The organism is Yersinia entomophaga, assembly GCF_001656035.1.
GTDB classification, from domain to species: domain Bacteria; phylum Pseudomonadota; class Gammaproteobacteria; order Enterobacterales; family Enterobacteriaceae; genus Yersinia; species Yersinia entomophaga.
Genome location: NZ_CP010029.1, coordinates 871,329 through 888,005, shown reverse-complemented (window position 1 = coordinate 888,005; position 16,677 = coordinate 871,329). Strand labels below are relative to the sequence as shown.

Sequence of the window (16,677 nt, the reverse complement as noted above, 5' to 3'; positions counted from 1 at the left end):
ACTTTTCCTTCCCACCTATTGATCATCATTGTGGCACTCAGTGTATCCGCTCTTTAGACAGAAAATCTGCATTACCCGCTATCTTGTTCTTCGAAATCCGCCATCGTCGAAATGACCGCCACTATTCCGCATCACTATCCTGTCGAACTGGCCGAAGAATGGATTACCGACCATTCGCTAACCTGGGAACAAATGAAAACGGTCGTTTTTGCTATTAGCGACATTGAAAATGGCCGCCTGTTAGGTGCTATCTCCCTAATGGATATCCATCAGAATCAAGGCGAAATAGGGCACTGGATCGGTACGGAATAGTGGGGACAAGGAATATGTAGCGAAGCATCTAAGGCGCTGTGTCAATTTGCCTTTGAACGCTTAGGATTATTTGTTATTTACGGCCGTCACCTCAGCCGTAATCCGGCCTCGGGAAAGGTCATGCAAAAATGCGGTTTCCGGCATAGCCACAAAAAAGTTGCAATGAATAAGCTGAAGAAAAGAGAGGAACACTTTGAGGTATATCAATTGACGTCAGATAGGCTTATTTTTAACGCTATCGCCCATCGTGGGCAAAATTCGTACTCTGCATATTTTGACGGCCGAAACTCTTTCGCCAAGAAAACTTATCGCGGCTTAAGCTTAACTGCATTTAAATACTATCAGCTAAATACTATCAGCGCGATTCTTGCCGAAGCGCAGAGGCGGTATAGCCAAAGGCACTTTTAAAACGGTGGCTAAAATGACTGGCCGAGCTGAAACCGCAGGCTAATGCTATTTCTGTCAGCGGCAAATCGCCGTGGCGCAGTAATGAAGCCGCCCTCTCCAATCTCACTTTCATGACATATTGATGAGGAGCTAATCCGGTGCTTTGCTTAAACATTCGGGCAAAATGAAATTCACTAAGCTCCGCCAATTTGGCCAGGTCCGCCAGCAGTAATGGCTGAGACAATTGGCTTTCAATATATTCCTGAACCCGTTTTAAAACGCTGGGAGCCAAACCGCCTTTCACCTGCGGTAATGCCCACTGCAATTGGGTGTAATGACGCAACATATGGGTCAGCAATAAAGTACTGGCGCTGCTCAAGGTCAACTGATTGGCTCGATCTTGCCAATCACAGCTGAGTAAAAATTGCCGATATAACAAAGTAATTTGCATATCATCCGCAAATACGCGCTCGTCAACCTGTAGCTGCGCCGGACTTCGGTCCCAAATCTGCTCGGCCAAAGAACGCAAATGATCGTCTGTGCAATATAAATGGACGAAAGACAGATTAGTGCGCACATCCCAGCTGGAATAACTGTCTTTCGGCATAATACAAAACCGATCCGGACCACCGCCGTTTTTCCAGCCACCGGCGGTTTTGTGATAACACTCATAGCCATCGGCCACGTACAAACTCAGAGTATGGTGATCCGGATTATCCAGGGTGACGCAATCCTGACTGTTGGTCCAGGCTGCCAACTGAATGCCAGACCCGAGCCGCACAGAATTTTGCAGCTGCGCCTTATGGCCTCTCAGGGTATCGAAAGCCTGATAATTCTCGGATTTCACCGCAACAACTCCTTATATGACAGAATTCACAGTTTACTGAGTTGCCGTGATGCAAACCAGAGATTCACTACGTAGTTATTAAGAAATGCGCAAGATTATGCAAATGCTGGCAAAGGGCTGAAAGCACAGATTGGGCGAAAGAATCATAATCTCTTTCATGATTTTCTGAACGAGATATTCAATGAATGCTTTATTGTACAGCGCCGTAGTTCTGATTTGGGGTACGACCTGGATTGCCATTACTATGCAACAGGGCAGCGTGCCGGTGACCCAATCGATTTTTTATCGCTTTGTCATCGCGACTCTGACCATGCTGATTATCCTATTGGTTAGCCGTCGATTACGACGTATCGCCTTACGGGATCACCTATTTTGCGTCATTCAGGGGATGTGCGTTTTCGGTTTTAATTTTTACTGTTTTTATCAAGCGGCGGCTTATATTAGCAGCGGACTGGAATCGGTTATTTTCTCCATGGCGGTGCTGTTCAATGCAGTGAACGGACTCATATTTTTCCGGCAACGTTTAAACCCTAACTTTATTCCAGCCAGCATATTAGGGCTGACGGGGATTGTAGCGCTTTTCTGGCACGATCTTATGGCGACACAATTACAGCCTGAATTACTCAAAGGAATTGGCCTGAGCCTGCTGGGTACCTACGGCTTCTCTTTGGGAAATATGATTAGCAGCCGTCATCAACGACGCGGTTTGGATGTCCTGTCGACCAATACCTATGCTATGAGCTACGGGGCGATACTGATGGGGGTTATTGCCTGGGCACAGCACGGTAGTTTTACTCTGGAACTCTCCGCTCACTATCTTGGCGCCTTGTTTTATCTGGCTATTTTTGGCTCCGCTATCGCTTTTGCCCTTTACTTCAGTCTGGTTGGGCGTATTGGAGCCAGCGCTGCTGCTTACAGTACTCTGCTATTTCCACTTGTAGCGCTCACTCTCTCCACCTTCTATGAAGGTTATCAATGGCATGCCAATGCCGTACTTGGTCTGATCCTGATTTTACTCGGAAATCTGGTGATGTTCTCCCGTCCCGGTTTTTGGCCGAGTAACTTATGTCTCAAGCGGTCTTGAAAAGAGAGTTTTTAGGGCTGATTACCCAAGTAAAAAGCCCATCAAATTAATGCGTTAAATCACAGACAGGATGCCGGCCACACCTTCTCTGGCCGGTTAATCATCAGTAAGAGCTACCTTCTTTCTTCATTTCACCCTCAGGCATGGGTTTTTTCATACTATCTTTCTTCATCATTTCTTGCTTATGCATATCGTCCTTTTTCATCATTTCCTTCTTATGCATATCGTCCTTTTTCATCATTTCCTTCTTATGCATATCATCCTTTTTCATCATTTCCTGTTTATGCATATCGTCCTTTTTCATCATCTCCTGCTTATGCATATCATCCTTTTTCATACTCATTTCTTTACTTGCCGTGTTGCTCATAGTGTCCTCGGCATGGGCAACTCCCATTCCCAGTGCAATACAGCTACAGAGCATTAGAATAATAGGCTTTTTCATCGCATATTCCTTTTTTGGTTTAGGTCAAGTAGTAGAGGCTGAGGGTGAGGGTGAGAGCAGACTAGCTGCCACCAAACCAGTTATAACCCTGATCTTCCCAAAAGCCTCCGGGGTAAGTATTCGTAACGAAAATGGACTGAATATATTTCGGGTTTTTGTAGCCTAATTTAGTGGGCATACGTAGCTTCATCGGAAATCCATATTCCGCAGGCAGGATTTTCCCATCATAAGTTAATGTCAGTTGAGTTTGCGGGTGCAATGCTGTAGGCATATCAATGCTGGTGTAATAATCATCTGCACACTTAAAACCAACGTATTTAGCGTTTAAATCAGCCCCGATCAGACGCAAGAAATGGGAAAAAGGAATACCGCCCCATTTGCCAATAGCACTCCAACCTTCAACACAAATATGCCGGGTAACCTGCGTAACCTGCGCCATTGCATATAACTCAGGTAATGACCACGGGTGTTTATTATCAACCAGACCGCTTATTTCGAGCCTGAAACTTTCCCCATTAACCTGACGGATTTGATCCTGAGAGTAATAGGCGTTAAAAGGAAACGGGCGAGTAATCATAGATTCCGGATAGACCGGAGCCAGATTTTTGGGATTAAACAGCCAGCCTTGTACCCGATCGTTGAAACGAGAAATTCGCATTAACTGTGAATCGATCTGCGCGTCGCTATCAAAATCACAGCCGGTCAGTAGCATCGCACCGCCCAAGGTCAATCCTTGATTGAGAAAACGCCTGCGGCTGGCTGAATCCAACCCTTTGGCCAGAATTCGCGTGACTTCTTTTACCACTTCGTCACCATCCACTGCAGGGTTAACCCTGATTTTCTGTTTCATATTTTTCGCCTCTAGCGCCCACGAATCATGGCTAATAATGTTCGGGGAACCAATATCACCATGATCAGGTGAATCAGCGTGAAGAAAACGATGTAGGTCATAGCAAAGAAATGAATATAACGAGCGGTAGGGTAGCCTCCGAGTAATTCCCGCAATAACGGAAACTGAACGGACTTCCATAAGACTAAACCAGATAGCACCAGAGTAATTAAAGCCAGCACGGTCACCAAATAAAGGAAACGCTGCACCATATTATAGTGGCGCAAATCGGCATGGCTGAGTTTACCGGTTAACGCTGCTCGCATATCTTGCCAAAGTGCAGACAGGCTTAACGGCCAGAATTTTCCTTTAAATCTTCCGGTTATCGTATTCATAAATAAATAAAACAAGCCGTTAAAGAAAATAAGCCACATTGCTGCGAAATGCCATTGCAACGCGCCACCTAGCCATCCTCCTAGCGTCATCCAATCCGGGTAAGAAAAATTAAACAGTGGAGAGGCGTTATAAATCCGCCAACCGCTAGTGACCATGATAATAATAGCCAGCGCATTCACCCAATGCGTTAGCCGCAGCCACCAAGGGTGAATAGTTGTATTTATTCCCGTCGTTTCCGCCGTTACATTGCCCATCGGCTAAAAGACCATTTTGATTAGAATAAGTTAACTATAGCCCATTCCCTTTCATTACTACTTCAGTGGATAAATCGTTTTATCAGTATAAATGCGTTATTTAGACGAATTTAATCTATGGCTTTTTTTGCAAAAGTACGCTAGCGATAGTTCACTCAACCTAACAATAATCAAGTAAAGCTGGGCATTTACATGCACGAAAATGAAGAAGTATTATGATTTTTAAATATAATCTTACGAGATAGAGATAATAACGAATGGTAGAAAAGTACACCGATAAAGAAAATAGCCCCACGCAGAACGGGTGGGGCGAGAAATAGGAATAATCGTTACTTTTGCTTTGGTGCGCCAAACAAGCCGTACAGGCAAAAACCAAAAATAAGCACAATCAAACCCAAGGTTATATAATCGGCCGCTGAGTGCATCTCGCCTCTCCTCTGACAATCGACATATTAACTGACTACGTTAAGCCCGATGGAGAACCCTACCTATCGGGATGGCAGAATAATACACCACAATAGACGCTGATTATGTTGATTCAGGTTAAAAAATCAGTTTTATCCACCAGAATACGGTCTAACACCATTGATCCAGCTTACGGCCTTTCTAACAAACCTACGGTTAAACCACGGGGATGAAATCGAGGGCAAGAATATGGTGAACAAGTTGCGTGCTGGCTAAACGCCTTTGTGAAAATATTTCTGTATAGGAAAATAGGGACGTAAAAAAGGGAAGCCGCGCTTCCCTATTGTACAGGCTGTCGGTTCAGCTAGCGCTTTTCCGGTTCAAACCAGGCCGCCAATTGCAAAATATCGTTCTCTTGCAAAGTACCGGCGTTATAACGTAGCTCTAGCCACGACTGCAACCAACCGTATTTGGCCTCGGCCAGATCCCGTTTGGAATTGAATAACTGCTGTTCCGCCAGCAACACGTCTAGATTAATTCGTTCCCCCCCCAACACGCTACGACGCGTTGCTATCAAAACTTTCTGCGCCGAATCCACTGTCATTTGCCAGGCTCGGATTTTTGCTGCTCCGCTATTACTTAAATTGAACTGACGCTTTAACTCCGCCAATACCTGTCGGGTTTCCTGATCTAATTCAGCCTGAGATTGTTGATAGTGCGCGGTTGCCTGTCGGGTAGCGCTAGATACGCTGCCGCCAGCATAAATAGGCACATTTAACTGCAGCCCGACGCTTTGCGTATCGTATTTCTGATTGTAGTTATATTCCGATTCAGAGCGGGAATTCCGGGATGAAGCAACTAATTGCAACGTCGGTAAATGTCCACTCCGGCTACTTTCTATTTCATAGTGTTTGGCATCCAGGTTATTCCGCTGCCCAGCCAAGCGTGCATTATGCCGCATGGCTAAATCTCGCCATTGAGCCAATGTCCGTCCATCGCTGATATTTTGCGGCAAAGTTTCCAGCGTAAGTGGCCGTAACTCCGCCAGATCCACCGAGCGGCCAATCATATTTTCCAACTCGGTTAGCTGACTATCCAGCGCATCCTGCTGCTCGATTAGCTGTACCTGAGTCAGAGTCAAACGCGCGGCGGTTTCATCAATATCGGTTTGAGTGCCTTCCCCGGCAGCCAGCAACCGGCGATTCAACTGAATTTGCTCCTGATACGCGCGTAGCTGCGCCTCCAGCAGAGATTTCTTTTCCTGCGCCAATAGCGCACTGCTATAAGCGCGATACAAACGCACGATCAATTCCTGACTTTTATCGCGAAAACGTTGATCGGCAAAGAGTTTACGTGCGATCCCCTGCCGATAGCGTGCGTACGCCCCGTAATCAATCAGCGGCTGACGTAAAGATAACATCGAGACATAGCTATCATAATCGCGCTTCACTTTGCTGCTGCTTCGGTTATCCGTCTGGCTTACCGTGGAAGAGTTATTGTTAGCGCCATAACTGTATTGCACCGTGGGCAGTAGTCCTGACAGCCCCAACGCCTCTTCTTCCTGACCGGCGTCTCTTTCATAACCCGCAGCCTGATATTGCGGATCGTGGCGCACCGCCAGTTCCCACGCATCCAACAGACCCAATGCGTTTCCCCTCCCCGGTAATACTAATAAGGTGAGAAAAATGATTCGTAACGTTAATGGCATCCTGCGCTCCCTACTCTTCCGTTAATGCCATATGTAGGCGATCCATCAGAGGTTTAAACAGATAGTTGATCAACGAACGTTCACCGGTGCGAACAAAACCCTGAACCGGCATTCCGGGCTTAATCTGTAAACCATCCAGTTTTTGCCGCCCTGCATCACTGACCTCAACCCGCAGACTGTAATAAGGTTCCTGAGTGCGTTCATCCAACACTCTGTCGGCAGATATCAGCTTCACCGAACCTTCTACTTTTGGCGTAGTGCTCTGATTAAATGCGGTAAATTGCAGTTCCACCGGCAGCCCAGGGTGAATTTTATCCACCATTTCCACCGGTACTCGCGCATCGACAAACAGCGGCTGGTTATCAGGCACGATCTCCATCAGCGATTGACCGGCAGCAATCACGCCACCTTCGGTAAAGACTTTCATTTCCACCACGGTCCCGGCCACCGGCGAGCGCATCTGGACATTAGCTAAATCGAAATCTGCCTTTTCCAACTGGCTAGCCACTTCCGTTAATGTAGATTGCACCTCCGCCAACTGAGTATTGACTTCTTTTTGATACTCTTGCTGGCGCTGCTTAATTCTCAATCCCTGTTCCTGAATTTCACGCTCTCCACGGGTGATTTCGCCGCCGATCTGCGCAATTTCGCCATTAAGTTGTGAATAAAGCTGTTTGGTTTCCAGCATTTTATTTCGCGGGACATAGTTTTCATCTGCCAAAGATTTCAAACCGTCCAGCTGCTGGGATAACGCCTGCCGCTGACTGTTTTTATTACTCCTCACCTGCTTTTGTGCACCCATCGCAGCCTGTAATCCGGCAATATTGGCGTTCAGCGCATCAGTTTCCATTTGCAACGCCTGCTGCCGACTGTTCAGCAATTGCTGCTGCAAAGCCAGAATTTCCACCATACCTTTTTGCTCACGGCTCTGCTGCAAACGGGGCGTTATAACTAACTGTGACTCGCCTTTTTGCTCGGCTAAAAGACGCGCTTCATTGGCTAATAATTGATGATATTGAGACGTCAGCCCATCGCTGGCAGAACGCGCCCGCACAGCATTTAAGGTGATTAAGACCTCTCCGGCCTCAACCCGATCGCCATCGTGAACCATAATACGATCGACGATACCGCCTTCAGGATGTTGAATGGCCTTACGATTGCCGGAAACTACCACGGTGCCCGTAACCGGAACGCCTTTATCCAGCGGTGCTAACAGCGCCCATAGCATAAAGCCGCCAAATCCGGCCAAGACCAGCCCCCATCCCCAGTACAACGCCCGATTCTCGCTATGTTGTACTTCCCGTAAAAATGCCAGTTCCGTTTTTTTATTGTCTTCGGACATATGCCTGGTTTCTCTTTTATTGTCACTCAACCCGGAATTCCCGCCGTTTGCGGCTCGCGTTTCAATGCAGGTTGATTTGCCGCGTTCAACTGCTGCAACTCCGCCATCACTTCCCCTGCGGGACCGAACCGCTGCTGCTGTCCTTGATTCAGAATCAACAGCTTGTGAGCCCGCGCCGTTAACGCCGGTCGGTGAGTGATCAAAATCAGCGTACAGCCGCGCTTTTGTAGGGCATCCAACGCCATTAACAAAGCGCGATCCCCTTCCATATCCAGACTGGCATTGGGTTCATCCAGCACCAACAGACAAGGATCGCCATAAACCGCACGAGCCAGCGCAATACGCTGACGCTGCCCACCCGACAGGCCCGCGCCGCCTTCCCCAAGCACCGTGTCATAGCCCTGTGGCAAAGAAAGTATCAGTTCGTGAACGCCAGCCAGCTTAGCGGCGGCGACCACTTTTTCTGCGTCTGGTTCGCCAAATCTGGCGATATTCTCCGCCAAGGTGCCACTGAACAGTTGAATATCCTGAGGAAGATAGCCGATATAAACCCCGGAAATTTCTTTATCCAACTGATTCATATCTGCCGAATCCAGCCTGATCGTGCCTTGCGTCGGCGGCTGTACGGCCACCAACAGGCGTGCTAACGTAGATTTACCTGAGCCAGAAGCGCCAAGAATCCCCAGAGTCTCTCCAGCCTGTAAAGCGAAATGGATATTATGCAAACGCGGCGCTTGGTTATGATTCGGGCGGAAACTGATATGCTCGACGCTTAAATGACCGGTCGGCGCGGGCAGCGCCATTGCGTCTTCGCGATGCGGGTGATTATCGAGCAACAAATGCAGCCGATGCCATGCTTGACGAGCCGCAACCCATTGTTTCCACACGCCAATCAGTTGATCGATTGGGCTCAGCACTCGCCCCACCAAAATGGAACCGGCGATCATCATTCCAGCAGTAATATCTCCTTTCACCGCCAACAAAGCCCCCAGCCCCAGCATCAGTGATTGCAAGATTATGCGGGAACTTTTCGACAAAGCATTAACGCCAGCTGAACGTTCACTGGCAAGATTCTGCTGGCGAATAAATCCATAGTGTTGGGACAACCACCGATTGCGCATATTTCCCAACATTCCCATGGCTTCGATCACTTCCGCATTGCGTAAATGGGTATTTGCCTGATGAGTCGCTTGCATCGATAGTTTATTCGCTTCTGCCAGAGGGCGGCGAGTTACGTATTGGTTGAGCCAAGTGAGGAAAATCAGAAAGACAGCGCCGCCTAATGCCAACATGCCGAGCCACGGATGCAGCAAAAATACGACCGCCAGGAACAGAGGGAACCATGGCGCATCAAAAAAGGCAAACAGGGCATTACCGGTAACAAACTGGCGTAATTGGGTAAGATCCGTCAGCGCCTGCCCAGCTTTAGAATCTCCATCCCGCAAATTACGTTCAAAAGCGGCGTTAAATACCTGTTTATTCAATCGCAAATCTAATCGGGTACCGAGGCGAATTACCACCAAACTGCGTACCCACTCTAGCGCGCCCATAAAAAAACATAAGCCAACCATCAGGATCGTTAGCATCAGCAATGTCATTTCATTGCCGGAGGCCAGAACCCGGTCATAAACCTGCAACATATACAGGGAGGGCGCCAACATCAGTATATTAATAATGGCGCTGAAAATGCCGACGCCGTAAAAACTCCGTCGACATGCGCCCAGCGCCTCTCGTAACCGGTCATAATTGCGAATTGGATGAGAAACCATAACCTTTCCTTAACGGCTTTCTGGCGGGCGATAATTATTTTCTGACTTCACTCTTAGGTAAAAGTGAAGTCATCAGATTATCCGTAACGAAAATTAATCCTGTACGCGGCGTAATATCATTACTCCCGCATCATCCGGTAGCGTCATTTCATAACCGTCTTGGGTTCGCTCAAAAAATGCCACAGCCCCACCGGTTTGATCCGTCAGGGTGATACCATCCGGCGTTGGCCGCCAACCCTGTGGCGCGCTGCCCAGCAATTGTTCTAAGCAGGCAACATCGCCGCTGGCATGCCAAGTGAGATTGGGTTTTATTGCCGTGGACTTCAATTCAATACTGCAGGCTTTTTCTGCTGATTTATTTAACTGTACTTGCCATTGACCGCTTAAATCGCTGGCTTTAGGTAATACCTGGCTGCTTGCCATAATCTCTCCAGAACTTATTGAGGTTAATAACGCCAAAGTGGCACACAAAAATGTTCGATAAGGTTGAAGTAATAACCGCTTCACCATAACTGCTCCTGTATTAATAGCGCATAGGAATATCCGTACATGTGCTATTCCAGATGTTGATCGACTTAGAAAATAAAATCCGTATCCAAGCCAAGCTTACCAATAATGGAAACTTCAAAATGATCTTCCATAACGCCATTATTAACATTCGCCATGTGAAAATGGGTTATATCGCTAGCTGAATCATACTCCAGCATTGCATCACCAGTCGTTGATAAACAATTAAAGTCATCCACAACATTTAACCTCGCCCCATGGAGCGATGTCATACCTGAAACATCCAATCTATCGACGAAAAATTAAAAATACCACATAAAATCAATTCGATAACAGGATTGATCTTTTATATCCTTGTAGGCATAAATATCTTTGCTCGGCATGGGAGAATTAAATATTTTGCCGCCATATAATCCACTTGCGTTATTATTGACATTCCCATCATCTAGACAATCGATACTGCTTTTATTAATGATACAAATTTTGTGGACAACGCTGTAAGACACTTCACTCATTTCATTCTTTATGTTTTTCATAATTAAATCCCTTTCAATTGAGAAAACATTATGTTAACTCGAGCGCCATAACCAGAGAAATTAATGAGAAAACATAAAATAGCCTTTCTATTCTCTTTTTTATCGCCGACGTCTAATTAAGTCAATCAGACGCCGGCAATATTTTATTATCAACTATCAAACGAGAAAATCAGCAGCCTTCATCGGTTGGCCAATAATTTTCAAGGTAAAATCAGATGAAAGTCCGCCGCCCGAATGATTCAACGCAAATTCGTTCATTCCGGTTGTCTCATCAAAACTCAGTATCGCTTCTCCTGCTTTACCGCTGAACTCATTCACCAGCCGCGCACTATTTTCAGCAATATTCAAACCTCTCAGGTCAATTTTATCTATGCCGCTGACGAAATCATAAATAGTATCCGGGTTCTCTGATGTTGAATCCTGGATATTGCCATAAAAGAAGGTATCGCGACCTTCGCCGCCGAACAGATGATCTCCCCCACCTGCACCATAAATAACATCGTTGCCGGCGTTGCCTTTTAAGATGTTACTGACATGATTACCCATCAAAATGTCATTCCCTGAACCACCAATCGCGTTTTCGATCACCGCGCCCGCCGCAATGGACACATTTTTTTCCAAACCGCCGACATCGGAAAATGACTGTTCGTTCAAGTTAATCCGTTGATTGTTTGAATAGCCAGAGAAATCAAACGCATCATTACCACCCGCGTCCCAAACTGCGAACACCTTCTTATCACTGCTATGGTTTAAGCTCAGAGAGTCTCGATTCGTATTTGAGTTGAAACCATAGACAGTATCTTCAGTTCGTGTGTTCATATTTGCGCCATAAAGACGCTGAGCTGCCGCGATATCATCTATTTGAGGGCCAACTGGATAGAAACCTTTAAAATCAGCGCCAGTATTCCACTCACTCCAGTAGCTCATTATGCTGTACTGCCTACTGTCTTCCGCATAACCCGCATTACCATAATTTGGCGTACCTTTTAGAGAGTCATAGCGCCCTGGATGGCTTAACCCAAGCGCATGACCTATTTCATGGCTTAAGGTCTGATGACCTGATTGATATAAATCTGGACGTTGATTCCCTTGATGATTGTTATTAATCCATACTCCTACCTGACTCGATGGCCCCCAAGGGAAATATGCATATCCGGTTTTAAAGCTAGGGTTAGAGTCTTGCCCGGAGTAAATTTCATAATTACCAAAACGAATATTCGCATCATGAACCGCGCTGGTTTCATTAAATGTCACATTGGCTACGTCAGCCCAACTTTGCATTGCCTGTTTTGCCGCGGTGACCTGCGCTGAGTTAAATTTCGTCAACCCAGAGTCACCCGCAGGCGTTTTAGCGCCATACCTAGGGTTCAAAAATAAATAATTGACCTCTGCCGATTGATCAATTTGTTTCATGCCATTCCAACTGTGACCTGTTCGTGTAATGGCATCGGCGGCTTCTTCCGAAGTAAACGACACTTTATTCTGCTTTAACGATGTGCCTATTCGATCAGTTGCACCCGCCATTAGCCCCTGCGCGTATAAACTTCCCAACTGATATTCATTATGTTGTCCCTGCTCTGTTATTTTATTTTTACTTTGCTTCATCACGTATATTCCGGATAGTTTGGTTAGATAAAACCAATGCTTTTGTCATGACCCTCAATTCAAAAGCATCACCGTTCACAGATTTTTCGAACTGTACGGCTGCAAGCACCTTTAACACAAAATGCTTTAGCGATCTGGGTATCCACTAATGAATAATTAAAATCACTATACCGCTGCCGTAAAACCACCCTACGTGATAAATCTTTTAATCATAAATCTTATTAAGGAAAATATTTTCTTTATAATAAATAAAAATATTCCTAAAAATTATTAGTCAATAACTTATAGATTTATCTTATTCTCATAAAAAACACAGACAAAACCTGCCATTAATTTTTTATTCATAGCCAACGCCTGATTTAATCAATCAGACATTGGCTATATTTCACTTTTTCTATCAGACGATAAAGTCAGTCGCCTGCATTGGCTGACCCACAATTTTCACCAGGAAATCAGGAATGGCTTCTGCACCACCGATATTCACAGCCAAATCGCTGATATTAGTGTCAGGATTGTAAGTTAATAATGCTTCACCCGCAGAACCGGAGAAGTAATCGACAAAATGAATTCCACCTGTCCCAACATGGAATCCCGACAGATCGATTTTATCGATACCGCCTTCAAAATCCATAATCCAGTCAGGGTTGGCCAGTGTCGAATCCGTGGCGCGACCGTAAACAAAGATATCGCTGCCGCTGCCGCCCCACATTTTATCTGCACCTTCGCCGCCAAACAGCACGTCATTACCCGCTCCGCCGCGCAACTCATTATTGGCTTCATTACCAATGATGACGTCATTACCGGAACCGCCAATCGCATTCTCGATAGTGACACCCGCCGCAATGGAAACGTTAGCTTTCAGGCCGCCTACGTCAGAGAATGACGTCGCTTCCAGATTAATGCGTTGATCAACGCTATAGCCTGAGAAATCAAAGGTGTCGTTGCCACCCGCATCCCAAACGGAGAACACTTTCTGATCGCTGCTATCCGCCAAAGTGAAAGAGTCACGATGAGTATTGGAGTTAAAACCGTAAGTATTATCTTCAGTACGCGTGCTCATATTAGCCCCGTACAAACGTTGAATTGCTGCAATATCGTCCACCAATGGCGTTAATCCGTAGTGCCCTTGATGATCCGCTCCAGATTGAGTTTCATCCCAATAACTCATAATACTGAACTGACGAGTATCTTCGCCGTAAACCGCATCAGCTTTAAAGGTATTGCCTTGACCCGCGTTATAATCCGCTGGATGGCTCAGCCCCAGAGCATGGCCTAATTCATGTGCCAATGTTAAGCGACCATATTCCATTGAGCCTGGCTCGCGAATATTATCCACGTTGTAATTATACCAGGTACCCGCGTTTGCAATTTTGCCATCACTGTAATAACTGGTGCTGGTAAATGCCTGACCGCCCGCTAACTGGCCAGTAGAGGTTAACGAATAGTTGCCCAATGTAATATTGGCTTTCTCCGTTGGACCGACTTCAGTGAAATGGACATTAGCAACATCAGACCAGGATTGGAGTGCAAGTTTAGTTTGAATTACCTGCTCCGGATTAAATTTAATGAATCCGTTAATCCCAGTAGGAATTTTGGAATTGTGGTCTAAAAATGAATATTTAAGATCGGCATCCTGCCCTAAATTCATTTTACCATTCCAACTTAATCCACCGCGATTTAACTGCAATACGGCTTTATCCAAAGCATAACTCGCTTTACCGCTAGTAGTGGTAACGCCATCGCCACGAACAGAATCTAAGAATAGATTGATTACATCACTATAACCTTCCATATGATTATTTGAGGCGAGTTGAGCGTCAGATGTCTTCTTGATTGTTTTCAACGTTAAGTTCCTTGTAATTAAATAAACTCACCACCACGGCGACTATCTACACTCATTAACGGGTAAGATTTACCCGTGTAAAAAATGCAAATCCATGTCATCTCCTTTGTAGTGGCATTACATAAAAACATACTTCATATATACAATTATTTTCAGACTAATTAATACATAAAGATAATTTGTTTAATCATCAAAATGCGTTTTGATTATATGTTTTACGTTATTAAAAACAAGTAATAATAATCAGCATGAATTTAAAAAAGATAAATCCTAATTACAACCATTAAATTTACGCGTTATTTTCCCAGAAAAATCCTATTAGCTTATTCCGGAGTTTCTGATTTAAGTCATTAACAACGTCTAATAAAAATCATTAGACGTTGTTTTTATTTCAAGAATCTAAGCTATCAAACAATAAAATCTGTCGCCTGAGCCGGTTGCCCAACAATCTTCACTAGGAAATCTGCGAATGACCGGTCGCCAGCGATATTTAATGCTAAATCGCTTACGTTGCTTCCTGCGTCATAAGTCAGCATGGCTTCACCTGCTTTACCGCTGAAGTTATCGACAAAATGCAGGCCACCGCTTTTACCCAGATTAAAGGCCGAAAGATCGATCTTATCGATACCTCTTTCGAAATCCATGATCCAGTCGGTAGCTTTCGGTGTGGAGTCGCTTACTTGAGCAAAGACAAAAATATCTTTACCCGCGCCACCCCACAGCACGTCCGCCCCGCCGCCGCCGAATAACACATCGTCGCCATCGCCACCTATTAAGGTATTGCGCGCATCATTACCCACGATGACATCATTACCGGAACCGCCAATGGCATTTTCGATGGTTACGCCTGCGGCAATAGATACGTTGCCTTTCAGCCCGCCCACGTCAGAGAAAGATTTTTCGTTCAGATTAATACGCTGATTATTGCTATAGCCGGAGAAGTCGAAAGTATCGTTGCCATCGGCATCCCATACGGAGAATATCAACGCCTTGCTGCTATCGGTCGCGGTGTAATAATCACGATCGGTGTTTGAATTGAAACCGTAAATAGTATCGCCGGCGCGGGTCGTCATATTTGCACCGTACAAATGTTGGACCGCGGAAATATCATCTAAAAGAGGTGCGGCGGCGTAATGGCCTTTGTTATCGCCACCGGTATTTTTCTCACCCCAGTAACTCATAATACTGAACTGACGAGTGTCTTCCGCGTAGGTTACATCCTTATAAGACGGATAACCTTGACCCGCATTATAATTACCCGGATGGCTAAGCCCCAGTGCATGTCCAATCTCATGAGTTATAGTCTGGCGGCCGTATTCCATGGTATTTGGGCTACGAATATTATCGACATTGTAGTTATACCAGGTCGAACCGGACGGACTCCCGCTACCCGGTAAATACGCATAAGCCTGGGAATCGGCCGGAGAACCGTCGTGGGAAAGCGTATAATTACCAAAAGTAATATTGGCTTTCTGGCTGGACGCGATTTCTGTGAAAGTAATATTGGCGGCATCCGCCCACGACTGTAATGACAACTTAGCCGTTTCGATTTGCGCAGGATTGAATTTGACAAAACCCTTATCGCCACTCGGAATTTTGCTAACACTGTTTAAAAATGAATAGGTCAGCTTTACTGGCTGATCAAAAACATTTTTACCATTCCAGGTTTGCCCGGTACGGGTAATCTGTAACCCCGCGTCTTCAGTAGAGTAAGACGGTTTGCCATTTCTTATCAGGTCATCACCACGCGCGTGATACTGTAATAACTCATTTACCGCATTATAGCCATTACGCGCTACAGCAGCATCAAACTGATCGACAGTTTTATTACTACTTGCTTTCATAGATAAAGTTCCAAGTAATTTGGCTTAAGTGCAATTTAACCGAATATAGCCAATGAATTAATCTAATAATAAATTAAAGACACAGGCTTCCAGCTGCCGCGATCATGCAGCAGTATGACTAAAAAAATATAAAAAGATGATTGATAACTGCCTAAGTAGTTATACAAAATTAATTATAGACGGTTATTATAAAACGCAAGAATATTGGAATTTATTTTTATCCCTTTATGGAAAAAATTTAAAAATTTAATTAAAACATGGAGTTATATTGTAATAATTATTGAATTATTTTTATAAAAATAGATGTATATATAATCATTTCATAGATAATCATTGGCATAGTGAATTAATATTGGTGACATGTATCCATTTCATTGTCGACCTAGGATTAAAATTAACCAATTATAATTACGCCTCAAAACCACTTATCATGCAATAAAGTTATAATAAATGAAAAATAGGCATATGAATAAAGAACGCCGTAATAAAAGCGGATAACAAAACCAAAATTAAACCAATAATAAATCCATCTTGAATTCATTAAATTCTGATTTTCAGGTTCCTTCC

Annotated in this window: 14 protein-coding genes and 1 pseudogene; 2 read left to right on the top strand and 13 right to left on the bottom strand. The window is 45.0% G+C overall.

Annotated features, from left to right (window positions below):
• The first annotated feature begins 111 nt into the window (after nt 1-111).
• A pseudogene (locus PL78_RS19465) lies at nt 112-720 on the top strand (GNAT family N-acetyltransferase).
• On the opposite strand, the gene PL78_RS04045 reads toward PL78_RS19465, so the two are convergent.
• On the bottom strand, nt 668-1,546 hold the full coding sequence (locus PL78_RS04045; protein WP_064513327.1) for a helix-turn-helix domain-containing protein: 879 nt from the start codon (nt 1,544-1,546) through the stop codon (nt 668-670). The pseudogene PL78_RS19465 and the gene PL78_RS04045 sit on opposite strands and share 53 nt — an antisense overlap.
• 181 nt (nt 1,547-1,727) lie before the next feature.
• Between PL78_RS04045 and PL78_RS04040 the strand changes: the two genes are divergently transcribed.
• A complete protein-coding gene (locus PL78_RS04040) occupies nt 1,728-2,630 on the top strand; it encodes a DMT family transporter (RefSeq protein WP_064513325.1) in 903 nt (300 codons plus the stop codon).
• A 103-nt stretch (nt 2,631-2,733) separates the two neighbouring features.
• Here the strand turns inward: PL78_RS04040 and PL78_RS04035 are convergent, their stop codons facing one another.
• From PL78_RS04035 to PL78_RS03985, 12 genes are all read right to left on the bottom strand, one after another.
• On the bottom strand, nt 2,734-3,072 hold the full coding sequence (locus PL78_RS04035; protein ID WP_064513323.1) for a hypothetical protein: 339 nt from the start codon (nt 3,070-3,072) through the stop codon (nt 2,734-2,736).
• A 61-nt stretch (nt 3,073-3,133) separates the two neighbouring features.
• Nucleotides 3,134-3,922, bottom strand: coding sequence for a molybdopterin-dependent oxidoreductase (locus PL78_RS04030; RefSeq protein WP_064513321.1), 789 nt, complete (start codon nt 3,920-3,922; stop codon nt 3,134-3,136).
• Between the two features lie 11 nt (nt 3,923-3,933).
• On the bottom strand, nt 3,934-4,551 hold the full coding sequence (locus tag PL78_RS04025) for a cytochrome b/b6 domain-containing protein (protein WP_064513319.1): 618 nt from the start codon (nt 4,549-4,551) through the stop codon (nt 3,934-3,936).
• 769 nt (nt 4,552-5,320) lie between these two features.
• The gene (locus tag PL78_RS04020) at nt 5,321-6,664 is read right to left on the bottom strand and encodes a TolC family outer membrane protein (protein WP_064513317.1); all 1,344 of its coding nucleotides are present in this window, start codon (nt 6,662-6,664) and stop codon (nt 5,321-5,323) included.
• A gap of 10 nt (nt 6,665-6,674) precedes the next feature.
• A complete protein-coding gene (locus PL78_RS04015) occupies nt 6,675-8,006 on the bottom strand; it encodes an HlyD family type I secretion periplasmic adaptor subunit (RefSeq protein WP_064513315.1) in 1,332 nt (443 codons plus the stop codon).
• Between the two features lie 26 nt (nt 8,007-8,032).
• A complete protein-coding gene (locus PL78_RS04010) occupies nt 8,033-9,775 on the bottom strand; it encodes a type I secretion system permease/ATPase (RefSeq protein ID WP_064513313.1) in 1,743 nt (580 codons plus the stop codon).
• A gap of 93 nt (nt 9,776-9,868) precedes the next feature.
• A complete protein-coding gene (locus tag PL78_RS04005) occupies nt 9,869-10,198 on the bottom strand; it encodes a protease inhibitor Inh/omp19 family protein (protein ID WP_064513311.1) in 330 nt (109 codons plus the stop codon).
• 152 nt (nt 10,199-10,350) lie between these two features.
• A complete protein-coding gene (locus PL78_RS19460; RefSeq protein WP_235601004.1) occupies nt 10,351-10,521 on the bottom strand; it encodes a hypothetical protein in 171 nt (56 codons plus the stop codon).
• A gap of 63 nt (nt 10,522-10,584) precedes the next feature.
• Entirely contained in the window at nt 10,585-10,818 is a 234-nt protein-coding gene (locus tag PL78_RS04000; protein ID WP_064513310.1) for a hypothetical protein, read from the bottom strand.
• A gap of 156 nt (nt 10,819-10,974) precedes the next feature.
• Entirely contained in the window at nt 10,975-12,423 is a 1,449-nt protein-coding gene (locus tag PL78_RS03995; protein ID WP_064513307.1) for a serralysin family metalloprotease, read from the bottom strand.
• A gap of 397 nt (nt 12,424-12,820) precedes the next feature.
• Nucleotides 12,821-14,215 (bottom strand): serralysin family metalloprotease, encoded by a 1,395-nt coding sequence (locus PL78_RS03990; RefSeq protein WP_084414281.1) that lies wholly within the window; start codon nt 14,213-14,215, stop codon nt 12,821-12,823.
• 458 nt (nt 14,216-14,673) lie between these two features.
• Entirely contained in the window at nt 14,674-16,110 is a 1,437-nt protein-coding gene (locus PL78_RS03985; RefSeq protein WP_064513303.1) for a serralysin family metalloprotease, read from the bottom strand.
• Nucleotides 16,111-16,677: the final 567 nt, after the last annotated feature.